The sequence below is a fragment of the Microbulbifer maximicatervae (SeqCode) genome (assembly GCF_056232625.1).
Genome location: NZ_CP174324.1, coordinates 3,546,193 through 3,564,529 on the forward strand (window position 1 = coordinate 3,546,193; position 18,337 = coordinate 3,564,529).

Sequence of the window (18,337 nt, forward strand, 5' to 3'; positions counted from 1 at the left end):
GTCAACTCTTATCTGCCTATACACTATGGGTATATCTATTTGCCCGTGAGTGTTATGGAAGAGCGCTTGGATTTTGAGATCGGTGGAGTCCATGTCTCCAGGGGCGAGTCCTGCCATATCGACCTGCCTGTTGTAAGGCTGTACACAAGCACAGAAATGGCAATCCCAGTTTATGTGCAGCGCGGTAAAAAAGATGGCCCCAAGATGTTCGTTTGTGCCGCAATACACGGGGACGAACTCAACGGCATTGAAATAATAAGCCGGCTTATCCAAAGCGGCCGCCTAAAGTCATTGCGCGGAACCCTGGTTGCAGTTCCAATGGTTAATGTTTACGGGGTACTGCAACATACTCGCTACCTACCTGACAGGCGCGACCTAAACCGCTCATTCCCAGGGTCGGCAAAGGGCTCTCTCGCCGCACGTATGGCTCACGTATTCCTCAAGGAAATAGTCACCAAATGCGACTATGGTATCGATTTACACACAGGGGCCGTACATCGCAGTAACCTCCCCCAAATTCGCGCTAACTTGGACGATGAGAAAACCCGAAAACTCGCCAAGGCCTTTGGTGTTCCCGTGCTACTCAATGCTTCTATTCGCGACGGATCCCTGCGCCAAGCAGCCGCGGATCTCGGGGTGAGAGTATTATTGTATGAAGCTGGTGAAGCCCTGCGCTTTGATGAACTCAGTATCCGCGCGGGTGTTAAAGGTGTGATCAATGTGATGAAGCAGCTGGAGATGTTGCCGCAAACCCGAAAGTCAAATGTGATAGAGCCATTTGTTGCCCGACGCAGCGGTTGGCTTCGCGCGGGGGATAGCGGCATCGCCAATCATCTTAAGGCACTTGGGGATCAGGTCTACCGGGGAGACCTGCTGGCGACCATTGCAGATCCATACGGCCAGGAACTGGACCAACTGATCTGCAATGAGGATGGAATCATTATTGGGCGACAGAATATCCCTCTGGTCCAGGAAGGCGAGGCGATGTACCACATCGCCTACTTCCGTGAACCCGAGGGTGTTGTCGAGAACCTGGAACTACTCCAGGATACGCTCCTACCGGATGAGAACTTTTAGGGACTCCCTATTGTTTCTTCAACAACTCCAAGACTTCCTTGCTCGGGTAACCCTGAACTTCAACGCCGGCACTCTTTTCAAATTCACTCACCGCTTTGCGGGTACCCGGACCTGCCTTGCCATCAATTTCTCCGGTGTAAAACCCTTTTTGTTTGAGCAACTTCTGCAACTCTTCCACTTGAACACTATCCAGTGGAGTAAATGGGCGCTTCCAATCATTTACCAAAGGCGCACCGCCGCCAATCCGGTCTGCCAACAGGCCTATAGCTATCGCATAGCGATCTGAATTGTTGTAACGCTTGAGGACAAAGAAGTTCTTGAACACTAAAAATGCCGGGCCATTGCGGCCGTCTGGTAACTTTAATTCGGCAATGGCTTTCTTGCTGGGAAAGGGCTCGCCATTGGCTCGTGTGACGCCGAGCTTCTCCCATTCGGCTACCGACATCTTCCCTGCAGGCATTTTACGAGCGGGAATATTGACCTCATAGCCCCAGGGTTTTCCTCGCTGCCAACCGTTACTGGATAGCAGGTTGGCGGCAGTCGCGAGTGCATCCGGAATAGAATTCCAAATATCCCGTTTACCATCACCATCGATATCCACCGCATAGGCCTGGTAGCTGGTAGGGATAAATTGAGTATGCCCCATAGCTCCGGCCCACGAGCCCAATAGGTGCTGGCCCTCAATATCACCGGCCTGCAAGATTTTTAGTGCAGCCAGCAACTGCTGTCGGCCAAACTTTTTACGCTGAGGGTCAGCGTAGGCCAGTGTTGCCAGGGAGCGAATGACACTGCGCATTACCTTATCATTGCCGAGGATGCCTCCAAAGCTGGACTCCACAGACCAGATCGCCAGCAGGATATTGGGGTCCACCCCAAAGCGTTTCTGGATCTTATCCAGCCAGGGCTTCATTTTCTCCTTTTCCCGCTTGCCTCGCTCAATCGCTCTCTTTTGCACCCGGTTATCAAAGTATTGCCACACCGGCGCTTTGAATTCAGGCTGATAGGCTGCACGATCCAGAACCCATTGGTCTGGAGAAGTGATTCCTTTAAAAGCTTGGTCGTAAACCTCCGCAGAGATTCCACTCTTAATCGAGGTTTTACGGAACTCCTTTACCCACTGTTCGAAGGCCGGATCGGCTTTCTCTTGTGCATGGGTATTGGAAACCAGGAGAACCGCGCTTATCGCGAGGATGGCAGACAGATATTGAAACCATTGCAATTTGGGCATGGAGTTACCTTCGACACAACTTTTGCTCGCTCAAGGGTAGAACGAGCCACTCTTATCCGAAAGGTGGATTGGCCGGTAACCGTTGAACTTCCCACCCACTATTAAACTGGACAGTCACATGAGAGGGAAGTTCGTGCTGCTCACCTTTAGGGTGAGCTCTGCCGCAAAACGGGAAGCTTAGGGAATGACGTAAAACAGCACCGCAAAGAAGTGCAAAATACCGCCCGCCAGCACAAAGAGATGCCAAATTGCATGGTGGAAGCGCAAACTGCGCCAGAGGTAGAAGGCAATTCCGCCGGTGTAGCAGAGGCCACCGAGAACCAGCAGCCACAGACCGCCGGTTTCCAGGCTATCTGAAAGCGGCTTGATAGCAGCAACCACTACCCACCCCATCAGGGCGCTGAGAGTAATCGATAGGGCTCGGATCTTCTTTAACGGGGTGAACTGAATAATCAATCCGATCAGCGCGAGCCCCCAAATAATACCGAACAGCCACCAACCCCAAGGGCCCCTCAGGGTAACCAGGGTGAAGGGAGTATAGGTTCCAGCAATCAATAGAAAGATTGACGAGTGGTCCAGGGTCCGCAGTATCGCTTTGGCGCCGATATGGCTGACTGCGTGGTACAGCGTGGAGGCTAGGAAACAGAGTATCAGGGTGGAGGCATAGACGCTGGAGCTGACAATATGCCAGGCGTCCCCTCGCAGGGCAGCAAATCCGGTCAATACACCCAGACCGGCAATCGCCAGAAGAGCTCCAACACCATGTGTCACACTGTTGGCGATCTCTTCAGCAAAACTGTAACGACTGGCAACGGAAACGGAAGATGACATAAATTAGCCCGGTTAAATTCAGGTCATAAGCCTGCGTGTAGTGCACGACCAATAACTTGGAACAGGTCTAATGATCAGAGGCCTCACTTAAAATAGCAAGGCCATCACCAGACTGCACATTCACAACCGGGCGGTCAGGGCTTAAACGCTAGCGTTGTGAATACCCATTTCGCACAAAGCGGAAGATTCGCGAACAATAGTTTCGTTGCGATCGGGGCCTGTAGAAACAATGTCTACCGGAGCGCCCACCAGCTCTTCGATTCGAGCGATATAGGCGCGTGCATTGGCCGGCAAATCTGCTTCACGACGCACACCAAAAGTGTTCTCTGTCCAACCGGGCATAGACTCATAAACCGGCTCGACACCTTCCCAACCTGCGGCATCAAAAGGTACTGGTACTTCTTCACCAGCGCTGTTGCGGTAGCCCACACAAACCTTTACCTCCTCGAGGCCATCGAGAACATCCAGTTTGGTCAAGCACAGGCCAGAAATACTGTTGATTCGGATCGCGTGGCGCACAGCAACAGCGTCAAACCAACCGGTGCGGCGCTGGCGGCCAGTGGTAGCGCCAAACTCGTGACCTTTTTCACCCAGGTGACGACCAACTTCGCAGTCCAGCTCAGTTGGGAAAGGACCACCGCCAACGCGGGTGGTATAGGCCTTGGTAATGCCCAATACATAATCCAGGTACAGAGGACCAAAACCAGAACCAGTAGCGGTACCGCCAGCAGTGGTATTAGAGGAAGTTACGAACGGGTAGGTACCGTGGTCAATATCCAGCAGGGAGCCCTGGGCGCCTTCGAACAGGATATGCTCTCCGTTTTCGCGCGCTTTGTGCAGGTGATCGGCAACGTCGGTGATCATCGGCACCAGTTGCTCACGCCAGATTTTGGCCTGCTCAACGGTGTCCTCATAACTGACCGGGTCAACTTTGTAGTATTCGGTCAGAGCGAAGTTGTGGTAATCAATCAGCTCTTTCAGCTGGTGGCAGAAGTTATCCCAGTTGCACAGATCACCCAGGCGAAGACCGCGACGAGCAACTTTATCTTCGTAAGCGGGACCAATACCGCGACCTGTAGTACCGATCGCTTTGGCGCCGCGTGCTTTTTCACGGGCCTGATCGAGGGCAACATGTACTGGCAAGATCAGCGGACACGCCGGGGAAAGACGCAGGCGCTCGCGCACAGGAACTTCGCGCTCTTCCAACTCAGCCATCTCTTTCAGCAGTGCCTCCGGGGAGAGCACCACACCATTGCCGATCAAGCAGGTTACGCTGGGGCGCAGGATACCGGAGGGAATCAGGTGCAGTACGGTTTTTTCGCCATCGATAACCAGGGTGTGGCCCGCATTGTGACCACCCTGGAAACGCACTACCAGCGAGACCTTCTCGGTTAGCAAATCGACAATCTTGCCCTTGCCCTCATCGCCCCACTGGGTACCCAGTACTACTACGTTCTTGCCCATCTGTATAAATCTCTAAACTCAGGTTTTTCTCTGCGGGAGCCGGGGCCCCACATAAATGGATGTCTGCGGGTAGGCCCGCGCGATAATAGGCACATCCACTGCGCCCGAAAAATCAGTCTCGTGGTTTTACTACCCACGAATCACCCTCAGCAACCAACTCGCGGTCACAGCGGGAATCCAGTTCACTATCGGCACCACCAGCGAGGGCTGTGATGACCACTTCGCCTTGAGCCCGCAGCTCGTGAATCGCCTTCCACAGTTCAGCGCCCTGGGAGCCTCTGACATCTGGCGCCAATATCGCAGCGCCCTCTTCAACAGCGGCGCTGCCCAGATTACTCAATGCCACCAGGTCACTACTGAAGCCTGTTGCTGGGCGATCGCGCCCAAACACGGCTCCGATACCGTTGTAACGTCCACCATTGGCCAATGCCTGGCCGTGGCCCGGTGTATAGGCGGCGAATACCAGACCGGTTTCATAGTCGTAGCCGCGTACTTCACTCAAATCGAAGAACAGTGTCACCTCTGGATAGCGCTTATTCAGAGCCTCAGCTACCTGCCTCAAATCGGAGACTGCCGCCAGCAAATTTTGCGGGGCTCCAGAAAAGAGTTCGCGGGCCTTATCCAGGCATTCCCGTCCCCCAACCAGCCCAGGGAGCGCCTTCAGCCACTCGGCAGCCTTCTGGTCGCCAACATTCTCCTCAACCCACTCGCACAGATCAGCAGTCGCCTTGCTCTGCAACATGGCCAACAGGGCGCTGCGCTGCTCGTCATTGAGGCCCGCCGCTTCAACCAGACTCTGGTAAATCGCGACGTGGCCCAGGTCCAGGTGCACTTGGCTGACACCCGCTACCTGAAGGCTTTGCAGCATCAGCGAGATCACCTCGAGGTCTGCACCGAGGTTGTCCACACCAAACAGTTCGGCACCAACCTGTATCGGCGCTCGCGAACCCATCGGGGTTCGCGGCTTGGTGTACACCACCTGACCGGCATAGCAGAGGCGGTTAGCGCCTCTGCGGGGAAAGCTGTGGGCATCAATCCGAGCAGTCTGCGGAGTCATATCCGCGCGTATACCTAAAGTGCGACCAGATATCTGGTCGGTAACCTTAAAGGTGCTCAGATCTACATCATGGCCCATCCCAATCAAGAGGGACTCGGTGAATTCCAACATCGGCGGTATCACCAACTCGTACCCCCAGCAGTGGTAGAGGTCCAGTAGTTGACGGCGCAGAGTCTCCAATTGCACGGCATCCGCAGGCAGAATTTCTGCAATGCCATCCGGTAACATCCAGCGATCGGCTTGAGTCATGATGAAATGAATTCGTCAGCGAAGAAATTGCGGTGCCACAGCGCTTGCCACAAACGAGCCGCAGCACTTCCCACAAAAAAACCGGGCTGGGCCCGGTTTGCGTGATTTTAGCATCAAGTGCTAACAGGAAGGTAGGGTTATCGAATCTAACCCGGCGCCTATAGCACCAGTTGCCCAGTGCTACATAGCATTTTCAGCCCTACTCTCCTTTCGGGTCTTTCAGGTAGCGGAAGAATTCGCTATCTGGATCGACCAGCATCATATCTGACTTGCTCCGGAAGGACTCCTTGTAAGCCTGCAGACTGCGGGTAAAGCGGTAAAACTCCGGATTCTTGCTGTAGGCCGCAGCGTAAATAGCTGCCGCCTCTGCATCACCCGCACCGCGTAACTCTTCCGCCTGGCGGTAGGCCTCAGACTCAATCACCACTCTTTGGCGATTGGCATTAGCCTTGATACGCTCACTGGCCTCCTGACCCTTGGCGCGATGATCCCGCGCCTCCAGCTCACGACCAGCGCGCATACGCTGGAACACAGACTCGGAGACTTCCGGCGGCAGGTCAATCCGCTTGACGCGCACATCAATCACATGCACTCCCAGGTCATCCTGAGCCACCTTATTCAGGTTTTTAGTGATCTCCGCCATCAACTCATCGCGCTCGCCGCTGACTACCTCATGCAGATCGCGCACACCAAACTCGTTCCGGAGCTGATCATTGATCCGCTCCGACAGCAGGCGCACCGCATTGCGATCGTCACCACGAGTGGCGATATAAAACTTATCCACATCAGAGATTCGATATTTGGCATACGAATCAACCATCATGAATTTGTTTTCACTGTTGAGCATACGAACGGGGCTGGAATCCACCGTCTGAATACGCGCATCAAACTTGCGCAACCTTTCCGCAAAAGGGATTTTGAAGTAGAGACCCGGCTCGGTGTAGGTGCGCACCAGCTCACCAAAGCGCAGTAACACGGCTTTTTCAGTCTCTTTCACTACAAAGGCGCTGGAAGAAAGTACCAATACTCCAACCAGGATGACAACAATGATACCCAGTGTTTTGTTATTCATATCATCCCCTCCTAGCGAATAGTCTGACTGCGACGGGTGTTGGCGTCATCCCGACGAAGGCGCTCAATAACACGCTGATAGACTTCCTCAATCATTACAGGCGAGGTGTCCTGGCTTTGGGCTGCTCGCGCTGCTCCAGCGCCGCCTTGCGCCAATTTATCTAGCGGCAGGTACATCATGTTATTGCCACCCTCTACATCCACCATCACTTTGGAGGTGTTGGCCATCACATCCTGTACCGCATCCAGGTAGAGACGCTCGCGGGTAACTTCCGGGGCACGCTCATATTCAGCCAGCAGTTTCTCAAAGCGTACAGCTTCACCTCGGGCACTCTCGATGACGCGGGCTTTGTATGCCTCGGCCTCTTCGATAATGCGCTGAGCCTGACCACGGGCAACCGGGATTATCTGGTTAGCATCAGCCTGAGCTTCATTTTGCAGACGCACCTCGTCCTCACGGGCTTTGGTCACATCGTCAAACGCATCCTGCACTTCGCGCGGCGCCTTAGCATCAGTGAGGTTAACCACATCAATGCGTATACCGGTCTGGTACAGGTCCAGATATTCCTGTAATCGTTCCTGCGTATCGGCAGATACTTGGGTCCGGTTCTGGGAAATCACACCGTTTAAAGTGAGAGAGCCCACCACGTGACGAAGGGCGCTGTCGGTGGCTTCCTGCAAGCTCTTCACCGGATCGCGAACACGCAGTACAAAAGACTCAGCATCCCCAACCTGCCACTGCACAGTGAGTACCACTTCTACGATATTGGCGTCTTCGGTCAGCATCTGACCGGTAGTGCGCTCAGTACGCACCTCAGTCATATTGACCTTGGTGACGTTATCGATAAGCGGCGGATTCCAGTGCAGGCCGGCAGATTCCGTGGAGTGGTATTTGCCCAGGCGCAAAACAACCGCCTGTTCGTTGGCGTTGACCTGGTAAATCCCCAGGCCGCCATAAATCAATACGGCGAGACCAATAACCAGCACCCAGGGAAATTTGACAGAGTCGCCACTTGGGCTGCCGCTGCCACCACCACCAAACAGGCCACCTAGTTTCTGCTGAATTTTTCGCAGTAGTTCATCGAGATCGGGCGGGCCTCCGTTATTGCGGTTACCGCCACCACCCCAGGGGTCTTTATTGTTACCACCCGGCTCATTCCAGGCCATTTAACTTACTCCAACTATGATCACTTAATCTTTTACTTCGGCGGATTCTAGCATCCATTGCCGACAAAATATTGCCGACAGGCCCTAGCCTGAGGCAAGTGGGCAGTCTGCGGAGACCAACCCCGAACAAATTCGACTAAAGGTCGCAATATGACCTGAATTTTAAAATCAATGTTTATACGACAACTACTCGGCAATGGGTTCTTCCAAAACCCATTCCGGCGCGTCATTGCCAGCAATATGTGGCGCCAGCAGACGCTGGAAATCACTACGCGGCAATAATATTTGCAATTCGCAGTCACCATTGTCGCGGTAGACTTCCGACTGCACCGCATTAATTTCAAATAGCTGCGCTCGCAGCCTGGACTGATGAGGCTTCACTACCAGTTGCCCGCGCACCATTTGCTCGCCCAGGCGCTCGGCAATAGCCTCAATTAAAAGTTCACAACCCGCACCTGTTACCGCAGAGAGCCAAACTGCCCGGGGTACACCCTGATCATCCCGGTCTATACGCGGTTCAAAATCTGCCAGCAGATCAATTTTGTTATAAACCACCAGTTGCGGCAGTTCCGAAGCATCAATTTCCTCCAGAACCGTTTGCACCTCTTCCATCAGGTGTAATCGGTCATCTGCCGCAGCGTCCACCACATGTAGAAGCAACGTCGCACTGGCGGCCTCTTCCAGGGTTGCCCGGAATGCCTCTACCAGTTTATGCGGCAAGTGAGAGACAAATCCCACCGTATCAGCCAATACCATGGCGCCAACATTGGGTAATTCAACCCTGCGCATGGTCGGGTCGAGGGTGGCAAACAATTGGTCCCTGACATAGACATCTGCATCGGTCAGGCGATTAAACAGGGTCGACTTGCCCGCATTGGTGTAGCCAACCAGAGATACGGTGGCCATTTCTGCCCGGGAGCGCGCGCGGCGCCCCTGCTCCCGCTGGCGGCGTACCTTTTCCAACCGCTTCTCGATGGAGTCTATGCGCGCGCGCAGCAGTCGCCGGTCTGTCTCCAACTGGGTTTCACCGGGCCCACGCAGGCCAATACCACCCTTTTGCCTCTCCAGATGGGTCCAACCTCGCACCAGCCGCGTTGCCATATGGCGTAGCTGGGCCAACTCCACCTGAAGCTTACCCTCGTGAGTTCGCGCACGCTGGGCAAAAATATCCAGAATAAGCCCTGTGCGATCCAGCACCCGGCACTTTAATTCGCGCTCAATATTGCGCTCCTGACTCGGAGACAGGATGTGATCAAAGATAACCAGGGCGGCTTCCTGATCTTTGACTACCTGGCGAATCTCCTCCAATTTACCTCGGCCAACAAAGGTCTTTGGGTCTGGAGTGGCGCGCTGGCCGAAAATAAAACTGACAGGATCTGCTCCGGCAGATAGGGCCAACTCCTCAAATTCACGAGGGTCGTCGGGACTGTCGATGGCGGAGAGTTCTAGGTGTACCAGTACTGCGAGCTCACCGGATTCCGGTCGATCGAAAAACAATGGGAATTCTCTATTGCGAAAAGGGCGCGATAAGCCCTGACTGAGGTGACAACCGGCAAGCCCTGCAAGGGGCTCACCGAGCTGCTGGCGCCCCGGCAAAACGGGGTGCAGGTGAAATTGATACGGATCTTTTAGCTAAAGGATTCGCGCTCACCGCCTTCACCATTACCCTCGCCGCCGTGCTGGGCTGCGGGATTCAATAGCGGTACGCGCACTGCACGCGACGGAACAACCGTAGAAATGGCGTGCTTATACACCATTTGGCTCACAGTATTTTTGAGTAACACCACGAACTGGTCGAAGGATTCAATTTGCCCTTGGAGCTTGATGCCGTTTACCAGATAGATAGAAACCGGAATACGCTCTTTGCGCAATACGTTGAGGTAAGGGTCTTGTAAGCTGTGCCCTTTTGACATCTTTTTTCTCCTTGTCAAAAAGCTGAATGCGGTATGCAGGCCGCAATCGCACCCGCGAAGAGCGCGGATCAAAAAACGACTGAGGTTGAATACGCGTATAAGTAGTGTAGTAGCGAGCCGGAAAAGGCCGGACTCTGTGAAAACTGACTGAACGGGCTTGTCGTTTAATAGCCCAACCACGTTATGGATGCTTAAGCGAGAAATTTCAAGGCTTCTGCCAATATTTCGTCATTCTCACGCACCCCACCTTGCTCATCCTGAGTGTACAAAGTTAGCAGGTCTGGCCAGCGCCGCAGCCAGGTTAACTGGCGCTTGGCAAGCTGCCTCGTCGCCGCAATTCCAGCGGCCACCATATCATCGTAATCGGTTTGGCCTTGCAAGTGTTGCCAAACTTGCCGATATCCCACCGCGCGAATTGCCGGTAAGTCCTCGTGCAGGTCTCCCCGGTCCAGCAGGCCCTGGACTTCATCAATAAAGCCCGCCGCGAGCATCTTGCGAAAACGCAGTTCAATACGCTGGTGAAGCAGGGATCGATCGCGGGGCATAATGGCCATCTGACACACTTGGTACTGCTCCTGTATTCCCCCAGCTTCCTGCTCGCGACGCAACTGCGAAAGCGGAACACCGGTGAGGCGGTAAACTTCCAGCCCCCTTTCGATACGTACCGAATGGTTGGGATGTAGCTCAGCCGCCAACTGCGGGTCCACCTGGGCCAGCTCCGCATGCAGTGCAGGCCACCCTTCACGCTCTGCGCGTGCTTCAATTTCTGCTCTCACCGCTGCATCCGCTTCAGGCAATTTTGCCATGCCTTCCAACAGAGCGCGGAAATACAACATAGTTCCGCCAACCAGTAATGGCACTTTACCAGCGGCGGTAATTTCTGCCATAGCTTCCAGCGCATCTTTGCGGAAGCGACCTGCCGAATAAGACTCAGACGGGTCACAGACATCGATCAAACGGTGAGGGTATGCAGCTAGCTCTTCTACTGAGGGCTTGGCCGAGCCGATATCAAGGCCTCGATATACGAGAGCAGAATCAACACTAATTAGTTCCACGGGCAAACGATCGGCGAGCGCCATGGCCAGATCCGTTTTGCCGGAAGCCGTTGGACCCATCAAGAAAATTACACGGGGCTTATCACCCGGCAAGCTGTTATTCAAACTACCACCCACTTCTGCCGCGTACCTATTGGCCGCGCATAAACCACTTATCCATATCTGCCAGTTTAACCTGGGTCCAGGTCGGGCGACCGTGATTGCACTGGCCACTGCGCTCCGTGCGCTCCATATCCCGCAGCAGAGCATTCATTTCCGGGATTGTCAGACGTCGGTTTGCGCGAACAGAACCGTGACAAGCCATTGTCCCCAGCACTTCGTTGATGCGCTCACCAATACGGGCGCTGTCGCCTTCGCCGAGCAGGTCCGAGAGTACATCGCGCACCAGCTGTTCCACTTCCGCGCCGTGCAGCATTGTGGGTACCTGGCGCACCAGTAAGGTCTCCGGACCGGCCCGCTGCAATACGAAACCAAGCGCGGTAAACACCTCGCTGCGCTCCTCGAAGCAGTCCGCTTCCCGCTGGCTGACAGCCAGACTCACTGGAACCAGGAGGGGCTGAGCCTGAATTCCACCGGCCGCATAAGCCACTTTCATCTGCTCATAGACAATGCGCTCATGGGCAGCGTGCATATCGACAACAACCATCCCGTGCTCGTTTTCCGCGAGAATATAGATTCCATGCAACTGCGTCAGAGCAAAGCCCAGCGGCGGCACTTCTGATTCGCCTTCAATGCCCGCACTGGCCCCTATGGTCGTCCCGGAAGATGCTTGGGGCACGGGCACTGGCCGGCTGCTAGGGGCGCCCCGCGGCTGTTGTGTCGCCGGGGATGAGTCCTGATACGGTTGGTGCAGAGCGCCATAAGCGTTCATCTGCTCGCGCAGATTTGAGGGCGAGGGGCGATTGCTGAGTGGCATTTTATGCTGCCCGGCAAATTCACCGGCCTGTAAACCCGTGACCTGTTCCTGGCGCTCCTGCTCCGGCTCGCTTTCTGTTTCCTCTTTCTGCCCCGGACGCACATCCGCCAGGGCCCGGTGCAAACTGCCAAACAGGAAGTCATGCACCAGGCGACTATCGCGAAAACGCACTTCGTGTTTGGTCGGGTGCACATTCACATCGACGGAAGCCGGGTCCAGCTCCAGATAAAGTACAAATGCCGGATGGCGACCATGGTACAAAACATCGGCGAACGCCCGGCGCACCGCGTGGCTGACCACCTTGTCGCGAATAGCCCGGCCATTGACATAAAAGAATTGTAAGTCGGCCTGGGAGCGCGAGAATGCGGGTTCCGCAACCCACCCCCACAGGCGCAGGCCGCTGCGCTCCACATCGATATGCAGCGCATTCTGCATAAACGCCGGCCCACACACCTGGGCGACACGGCGCTCCATTTCCACCCGCCCGGTGCCCGCACGCAGATTATGCACACCCTTGCCGTTGTGGCGCAGGCTGATAGAGACATCAAATCGGGACAGCGCCAAGCGCTTAATCGTCTCGTCAATGCGATTGAATTCTGTTTTTTCTGTGCGCAGGAATTTCCGCCGAGCGGGCGTATTGAAGAACAGATCGCGCACATCCACAGTGGTGCCGCGGGGGTGAGCCGAGGGCGCGAGCTGCGCCTGCATGTCGCGGCCCTCCGCACTTACCTGCCAACCCTTGCCACTTTCATCGCGGCTGCTGGTCAATGCCAGGCGCGCCACCGAGGAAATACTGGCGAGGGCCTCACCGCGAAAGCCCAGGGTGGCCACCGCCTCCAGATCTTCCAATGCATGAATCTTGGAAGTCGCGTGGCGGGCCAGGGCCATTGGCAGGTCTTCCCGCTCTATGCCCTTGCCGTTATCGCGCACTTTCATGCGCTTGCTACCACCGCCGTCCACATCGACCTCTAGCCGTGTAGCGCCCGCATCCAGGCTGTTTTCCAGCAACTCCTTGATTACTGATGCTGGGCGCTCAACTACCTCACCAGCTGCAATCTGGTTGGCGAGGCGGGGAGAGAGTTGCTGGATTTTATCGTGCATGAATCTGGCCTGTTAATGCTGCAAGGACCGCTCGACACTGAGGTCTCAGCCGGAAGGAATACTCAGGGTCTGCCCCACTCGAATCACGGAGTTCTTGATGCCATTCGCTCTCATCAGGGCGGCGACGGAGATATTATATCGCGCCGCGATACCCGAAAGGGTCTCCCCGCGAGCGATAACGTGGTTGCGAGACTTATCGCTCTGGTTGGCGGCGAGCCAGGTATCCGCCGGGGGGCGGCTCTTAAAGTGCGCCACTATACCGTCACTGAGCTTTTGCGCCAGCTTGCGCTGGAAACTGGGATCGCGCAGGCGTTTCGCTTCCTGGGGATTGGTAATAAAACCCGTCTCCACCAAAATTGAAGGCACATCCGGCGAACGCAGCACCGAGAAATTGGCCTGCTCCACCTGTTTTTTGTGCAGGTGAGTGACGGTGCCAATCTGTGACAGCACACTGGCGCCGATATCCAGGCTGGCATTCATGGTGGCAGTCATAGAGAGGTCGAGCAATACGCCGGCAAGGGTGTCATCCTTATCGCCTAGGCTCAAACTGCCGGCACCACCGATAAGATCGGACTCGTTTTCCCTCGCGGCCAAAAAGCGGGCGGTTTCACTGGTTGCGCCCCGGGAGGAGACCGCATAAACCCCGGCGCCACGGGCATCTTTACGGGTAAAGGCATCGGCGTGGATCGACACAAAAAGGTCCGCACGCATATTGCGCCCAATTTTTACCCGTTCCCGCAAAGGAATATAGTAATCCCCTGTACGCACCAGTTTGGCGGTAAAGCCCTTCTCACCGTTTATCTTTTTGTGCAGCTGTTTGGCAATCGCCAGCACCACATCCTTTTCCCGCAAGCGACCGGGACCGGAAGCCCCGGGGTCTTCCCCGCCGTGCCCTGCATCAATAGCGACAATGATATTGCGTTCACTACTGACCTGCTCCAGCGTCTTCTCGCTGCCTTTAACCTCGTCATAAAGGTCGATCACCAATCGATCCGGCAGGTTTTCATGGCGCCGCAAAGCAAAGCTGCGCGGATTGGCCTGCTGCTTAAGGTCCAATACAACCCGTAGATCTTTTTTATTCTGACGGGCATGGCGCACCCGGGCGATCGGCGTCTTGTCCAGGTCCAACTTGTCCAGCTCAGCCTTCAACTCGGTATCAGAGAGGTCGACAACCACCCGGTGGGGGTCCTTGAGGGTAAATAACTTGTGCTCTGCCGGGTCGCTTAAATCAAAAACCAGACGCGTATGGTCGGGTGCTCTCCAGACGCGCACACCTTCCACTTGCGTCGCAGAAGCCGGCAGGAAAACTGCCAACCACAGCGCGACAACTAACAGAGACCGCCACATAAAACTCATTACTTCCCAGCCCCTTTGCTTATTGGTATCAGTATTTCCCTGTGTTCAGGCGTTTTCAGGATGCTCGCAGCAGCTTTTGCAGCAGGTCTATTACGCGCTCACCCTGGGGCGAGTGCGCAATTAACCTGAGCTGGCGGCCACTTTCCGGTACTTCCAACTCAACTTCCAAGTCTGGAGCCGGCAATATGCCCTCACCCCGCTCGGGCCACTCTACAAGGCTCAAGCTCTGCGCAGAGAAATAATCCCGCACCCCCATAAACTCCAACTCTTCCGGGTCACCCAGACGATAAAGATCGAAGTGGTAAACCCGGTGAGCCTCAAGTTCGTAAGGTTCCACCAGGGTGTAGGTGGGGCTCTTTACCGCACCCTCGTGCCCAAAGGCCCTCAGTACCCCCCGGCAAAAAGTTGTCTTTCCCGCGCCCAGCTGACCATTTAAATACAGCGTCAACCCCTGTTGCAGGCCTGCCGCGAGACAGGCCTGCCCGAGTGAGTTGCCACCGGATACGGTGGCTGCTTCATCAGCCAAATGTAATTTCAATTCACTCGCCATCAATCTACCAAACGTCTAATCCAGGGCAATAAGTCCGTAGCGAGTAATCCCCGCATACCCTCTTCGGCAGCGCGATTACCCGCCTCTCCGTGTAACCACACCGCCAGTCGGGCAGCCTCCACCAGCGGCAAGTGCTGGCCAATCAATGCTGCAACAATACCGGTGAGGAGGTCTCCCATACCACCGGAAGCCATACCCGGGTTACCGCTGTTGATAAGATCAACACCACCATCATGTGCAATCAGGGTACCGGCGCCTTTAAATATCACTACTCCACTGAATTTTTGCTGAACTGCAATAGCAGCGGCGCGAGGATCGGCGAGCACCTCGGCGGTATCACAACCCAGGAGGCGGGCGGCCTCCCCCACATGTGGGGTCAACACCCAGTCATCCCGCCGGACCCCGGCCAGAACCCGGCCCTCGGCGAGAATATTCAATGCATCGGCATCTACGACCAAGGGCGCCTCAGCTCGGCCGGCTCGCGCCAGCAGCTGCTCACTCCAGGGGGAGCGTCCCAAACCGGGGCCCACTGCAATTACGCTGGGGCCTTCGAGCAGCGGTTCCAGCTCCTGCCCGGAAATCACCGGATGGGCCATCACTTCTGGACTGCGAGTTAACGCTGCGGACAAATGCTCAGGGCGGGTCGCCAGGGAAATCAGCCCGGCTCCACAGCGCGCTGAGGATTGCGCAGCCATCAATGCAGCACCGCCAAATCCGGTATCACCGCCGACAACCAAAATATGGCCAAACTGGTTTTTAAAGCTATCGGCGGCACGCGCTGACAGGCGACGGATGGCATCAGCCTCGTAACGCATAGCCAAAGGCTCAACTGCTCGGTAGGCAGCCTCAGGTGCCCCCAAGCCTTCGAAAATTACCTCTCCGCAGAGCGCCGGGCCGCGACCGCAGTAGAGCCCCATTTTGCGGCCGATAAAAGTCACCGTTATATCGGCACTGACCGCCTCGCCGGCACTGCCGGTATCGGCACTCAGACCGGAGGGGATATCCACAGCCAACACCGGGCCAGGGCTTTTGCGGATTCGCTCAACCGCATGCGCCACGCCGGAGCGCAGCTCACCGCTAAAGCCCGTTCCCAGCAATGCATCCACAATCAGTGTATTGGCATCCGCCGTATCCAGTTCTGCGAGAGAGTTCACCACCTGGACACCTTCCCGGCAGGCGTACTCATAGGCCTCCCGGGCATCGCCACTCAGGTGCTGAGGATCGGTACACGCATAAACGGTGACCGGGATTTTCTTTTGCGCGGCGAGGGCGGCAATCACATAGCCATCCCCACCGTTGTTCCCACCACCGCAGAAAACCTGTAGGCGGCCGATCTCCGGCCAGTGCCTGCGTAGATGTGAAAAAGCCGCGCGACCGGCGCGCTTCATCAGTTGAATGGAGGGGATTTCCAGTGCAGCAATCGTCTGTCGATCCAGCTCACGTACCGACTCGGCACTGTATAGAGGTTGAGGCGTGTCCATGCAGCTCCCGCGATGTGGTCAAGAATTCATCTGTGGCAAAATAGGCAATTACATCGCCATCGTTTGCGCCAACCGCAAAGTATACCGCCCCGGCCAGGCATTGTGCTTGCAGGGAATATCGAGCCGCTTTATCTATGACCGAATCACTGCTCGCCGACTTAGCCCAACAGATCAAAATTTGGGGCAGAGAACTGGGCTTCCAACAAGTGGGTATTACCGATTGCCAGCTGGAGGAGGAAGGGGAACGCCTGCGCGCCTGGATTGATGCGGGCTATCACGCTGACATGGACTGGATGGGCGCTCACGGTGAGAAACGCTGGCGCCCCGAATTATTGGAGCCGGGAACACTGCGGGTAATCAGCGTGCGTCTGGACTACCTGCCGCCGGACACCCAGCCGATTAAAGTGTTGAAGGATTCGAGTAAGGCCTATGTATCCCGCTATGCGAATGGCCGCGATTACCATAAGTTGATCCGCAAACGCCTGGCCAATCTATCAAAGCAAATTGATACCTATTGCGCCGAGCGGGGCATTGAATCGAAAGGTCGGGCTTTTACCGACAGCGCCCCGGTAATGGAGAAGGCCCTGGCAGCCAAGGCCGGCCTGGGCTGGATTGGTAAAAATACGCTGGTACTGAATTCGACCGCCGGCTCTTACTTTTTCCTCGGCGAAATCTACACCAACTTGCCACTCCCCATAGATATCAGCGAGGAGCATGATCAGTGTGGCGACTGTGTCGCCTGCCTCAGGGTTTGCCCCACCGATGCCTTTATCGATGACCGCACCCTGGATGCGCGGCGCTGCATCTCCTACCTCACTATTGAAAACAAAGGCCCAATCCCTGAGGAATTTCGCGAGCCCATCGGCAACCGAATATACGGCTGCGACGACTGCCAAATAGTGTGCCCCTGGAATAAGTTCGCCAAGCCCACCAAGGAAAAAGATTTTCATCCCCGACACGGACTGGACAATGGTGAGCTACTGAAGTTGTTTACCTGGAGCGAAGAGGAGTTCCTGCGCAAGACTGAGGGTTCGGCGATTCGCCGAATCGGCCACGAGCGCTGGCTGCGCAACCTGGCTGTAGCCCTGGGCAATGGGGAGGCCACGCCCGAAGTCATCAACACCCTGGAGAGTGCGCGCGTCGACGCCACGCCCCTGGTTCTGGAGCATATCGATTGGGCGCTGGAGCGGTTGCGCAGCGGGCGCAGGCGCAAGCGTAAAATCAAACGCAAGCCCGCTGGCTAATCGAGAGTGGGGGTCAGAGGCGGAAAAAAGTCTCGCGGTAGTGGCGCAATTCCTCAATAGAATCGCGGATATCGTCGAGCGCCAAATGGCTGCTGTGTTTTTTAACTCCATCCAAAACCTCTGGGCGCCAGCGACGAGCCAATTCCTTCACCGAGCTGACATCCAAGTTGCGATAGTGGAAATAGGATTCCAACTCCGGCATATATTTCACCAGGAAGCGGCGATCCTGGCCGATAGAGTTGCCACACATGGGAGATGCTCCCTCAGGGACCCACTGTCGCAAGAACTCCAGGGTCTCCCTTTCCGCGTCCCTTTCAGAAATACTGGACTCTTTAACCCGCGTTACTAGCCCGGAACCACCGTGCTGTTCGGTATTCCATTCATCCATTGCATCTAGCAAGGCATCGCTCTGGTGGATGACCATTGAGGGACCCTCGGCGAGAATCTCCAGGCGTGAATCCGTCACGATTGTGGCAATTTCAATAATGCGCTCTTTGTCCGGATTCAGGCCTGTCATCTCCAGGTCAATCCAGATCAGGTTGTTCTGATCCACAACGGGTCTCCTCAAACTTTCCGC

At 55.6% G+C, this 18,337-nt stretch carries 16 protein-coding genes; 2 read left to right on the top strand and 14 right to left on the bottom strand.

Translation table 11 applies throughout. The features are described from left to right. Positions 1-54: 54 nt before the first annotated feature. Positions 55-1,077 (top strand): succinylglutamate desuccinylase/aspartoacylase family protein, encoded by a 1,023-nt coding sequence (locus tag ACJJI6_RS15390; RefSeq protein WP_475713462.1) that lies wholly within the window; start codon positions 55-57, stop codon positions 1,075-1,077. 7 nt (positions 1,078-1,084) lie between these two features. On the opposite strand, the gene ACJJI6_RS15395 is transcribed toward ACJJI6_RS15390, so the two are convergent. The 13 genes from ACJJI6_RS15395 to ACJJI6_RS15455 form a co-directional block, all read right to left on the bottom strand. Further along, on the bottom strand, positions 1,085-2,305 hold the full coding sequence (locus ACJJI6_RS15395; RefSeq protein WP_475711099.1) for a lytic murein transglycosylase: 1,221 nt from the start codon (positions 2,303-2,305) through the stop codon (positions 1,085-1,087). A 177-nt stretch (positions 2,306-2,482) separates the two neighbouring features. Further along, positions 2,483-3,136: a PAQR family membrane homeostasis protein TrhA gene (gene trhA, locus ACJJI6_RS15400; protein WP_282930278.1), complete on the bottom strand. Its 654-nt coding sequence runs from the start codon at positions 3,134-3,136 to the stop codon at positions 2,483-2,485. A gap of 141 nt (positions 3,137-3,277) precedes the next feature. Continuing rightward, positions 3,278-4,600 carry an adenylosuccinate synthase gene (locus ACJJI6_RS15405; protein ID WP_413664100.1) on the bottom strand — a complete coding sequence of 441 codons (1,323 nt, stop codon included), beginning with the start codon at positions 4,598-4,600 and terminating at the stop codon, positions 3,278-3,280. 112 nt (positions 4,601-4,712) lie between these two features. Continuing rightward, a complete protein-coding gene (locus ACJJI6_RS15410) occupies positions 4,713-5,906 on the bottom strand; it encodes an ATP phosphoribosyltransferase regulatory subunit (protein ID WP_475711100.1) in 1,194 nt (397 codons plus the stop codon). A 199-nt stretch (positions 5,907-6,105) separates the two neighbouring features. Next, positions 6,106-6,978 carry a protease modulator HflC gene (hflC, locus tag ACJJI6_RS15415; RefSeq protein WP_413664098.1) on the bottom strand — a complete coding sequence of 291 codons (873 nt, stop codon included), beginning with the start codon at positions 6,976-6,978 and terminating at the stop codon, positions 6,106-6,108. An 11-nt stretch (positions 6,979-6,989) separates the two neighbouring features. Next, the gene (gene hflK, locus ACJJI6_RS15420; RefSeq protein WP_475711102.1) at positions 6,990-8,144 is read right to left on the bottom strand and encodes an FtsH protease activity modulator HflK; all 1,155 of its coding nucleotides are present in this window, start codon (positions 8,142-8,144) and stop codon (positions 6,990-6,992) included. Positions 8,145-8,330: 186 nt separating this feature from the next. Then, a complete protein-coding gene (gene hflX, locus ACJJI6_RS15425; RefSeq protein WP_413664097.1) occupies positions 8,331-9,641 on the bottom strand; it encodes a ribosome rescue GTPase HflX in 1,311 nt (436 codons plus the stop codon). 131 nt (positions 9,642-9,772) lie between these two features. Then, positions 9,773-10,057, bottom strand: a complete 285-nt coding sequence (hfq, locus tag ACJJI6_RS15430; RefSeq protein WP_020413623.1) for an RNA chaperone Hfq — start codon at positions 10,055-10,057, stop codon at positions 9,773-9,775. 191 nt (positions 10,058-10,248) lie between these two features. Continuing rightward, positions 10,249-11,172, bottom strand: coding sequence for a tRNA (adenosine(37)-N6)-dimethylallyltransferase MiaA (miaA, locus tag ACJJI6_RS15435; protein WP_413665829.1), 924 nt, complete (start codon positions 11,170-11,172; stop codon positions 10,249-10,251). Positions 11,173-11,242: 70 nt separating this feature from the next. Beyond that, positions 11,243-13,129: a DNA mismatch repair endonuclease MutL gene (gene mutL / locus ACJJI6_RS15440; protein ID WP_475711103.1), complete on the bottom strand. Its 1,887-nt coding sequence runs from the start codon at positions 13,127-13,129 to the stop codon at positions 11,243-11,245. Positions 13,130-13,174: 45 nt separating this feature from the next. Continuing rightward, positions 13,175-14,485: an N-acetylmuramoyl-L-alanine amidase gene (locus ACJJI6_RS15445; protein ID WP_413664095.1), complete on the bottom strand. Its 1,311-nt coding sequence runs from the start codon at positions 14,483-14,485 to the stop codon at positions 13,175-13,177. A 55-nt stretch (positions 14,486-14,540) separates the two neighbouring features. Then, positions 14,541-15,035 (bottom strand): tRNA (adenosine(37)-N6)-threonylcarbamoyltransferase complex ATPase subunit type 1 TsaE, encoded by a 495-nt coding sequence (gene tsaE / locus ACJJI6_RS15450; protein ID WP_475711104.1) that lies wholly within the window; start codon positions 15,033-15,035, stop codon positions 14,541-14,543. Next, a complete protein-coding gene (locus ACJJI6_RS15455) occupies positions 15,035-16,516 on the bottom strand; it encodes an NAD(P)H-hydrate dehydratase (protein ID WP_475711105.1) in 1,482 nt (493 codons plus the stop codon). The genes tsaE and ACJJI6_RS15455 overlap by 1 nt, the downstream gene beginning before the upstream one ends. 134 nt (positions 16,517-16,650) lie before the next feature. Between ACJJI6_RS15455 and queG the strand changes: the two genes are divergently transcribed. After that, positions 16,651-17,760, top strand: a complete 1,110-nt coding sequence (gene queG / locus ACJJI6_RS15460; RefSeq protein WP_475711107.1) for a tRNA epoxyqueuosine(34) reductase QueG — start codon at positions 16,651-16,653, stop codon at positions 17,758-17,760. A gap of 13 nt (positions 17,761-17,773) precedes the next feature. On the opposite strand, the gene orn is transcribed toward queG, so the two are convergent. After that, on the bottom strand, positions 17,774-18,313 hold the full coding sequence (gene orn / locus ACJJI6_RS15465; RefSeq protein ID WP_108731440.1) for an oligoribonuclease: 540 nt from the start codon (positions 18,311-18,313) through the stop codon (positions 17,774-17,776). Between the last annotated feature and the right edge of the window lie 24 nt (positions 18,314-18,337).

Bases quoted from the DNA above. Each gene is read 5' to 3' on its own strand.
- ACJJI6_RS15395 (WP_475711099.1), bottom strand. From the start codon at position 2,305: ATGCCCAAATTGCAATGGTTTCAATATCTGTCTGCCATCCTCGCGATA.
- trhA (WP_282930278.1), bottom strand. From the start codon at position 3,136: ATGTCATCTTCCGTTTCCGTTGCCAGTCGTTACAGTTTTGCTGAAGAG.
- miaA (WP_413665829.1), bottom strand. From the start codon at position 11,172: ATGGGTCCAACGGCTTCCGGCAAAACGGATCTGGCCATGGCGCTCGCC.
- ACJJI6_RS15405 (WP_413664100.1), bottom strand. From the start codon at position 4,600: ATGGGCAAGAACGTAGTAGTACTGGGTACCCAGTGGGGCGATGAGGGC.
- queG (WP_475711107.1), top strand. From the start codon at position 16,651: ATGACCGAATCACTGCTCGCCGACTTAGCCCAACAGATCAAAATTTGG.
- hflC (WP_413664098.1), bottom strand. From the start codon at position 6,978: ATGAATAACAAAACACTGGGTATCATTGTTGTCATCCTGGTTGGAGTA.
- ACJJI6_RS15410 (WP_475711100.1), bottom strand. From the start codon at position 5,906: ATGACTCAAGCCGATCGCTGGATGTTACCGGATGGCATTGCAGAAATT.
- hfq (WP_020413623.1), bottom strand. From the start codon at position 10,057: ATGTCAAAAGGGCACAGCTTACAAGACCCTTACCTCAACGTATTGCGC.
- hflK (WP_475711102.1), bottom strand. From the start codon at position 8,144: ATGGCCTGGAATGAGCCGGGTGGTAACAATAAAGACCCCTGGGGTGGT.
- tsaE (WP_475711104.1), bottom strand. From the start codon at position 15,035: ATGGCGAGTGAATTGAAATTACATTTGGCTGATGAAGCAGCCACCGTA.
- ACJJI6_RS15455 (WP_475711105.1), bottom strand. From the start codon at position 16,516: ATGGACACGCCTCAACCTCTATACAGTGCCGAGTCGGTACGTGAGCTG.
- mutL (WP_475711103.1), bottom strand. From the start codon at position 13,129: ATGCACGATAAAATCCAGCAACTCTCTCCCCGCCTCGCCAACCAGATT.
- ACJJI6_RS15445 (WP_413664095.1), bottom strand. From the start codon at position 14,485: ATGAGTTTTATGTGGCGGTCTCTGTTAGTTGTCGCGCTGTGGTTGGCA.
- ACJJI6_RS15390 (WP_475713462.1), top strand. From the start codon at position 55: ATGGAAGAGCGCTTGGATTTTGAGATCGGTGGAGTCCATGTCTCCAGG.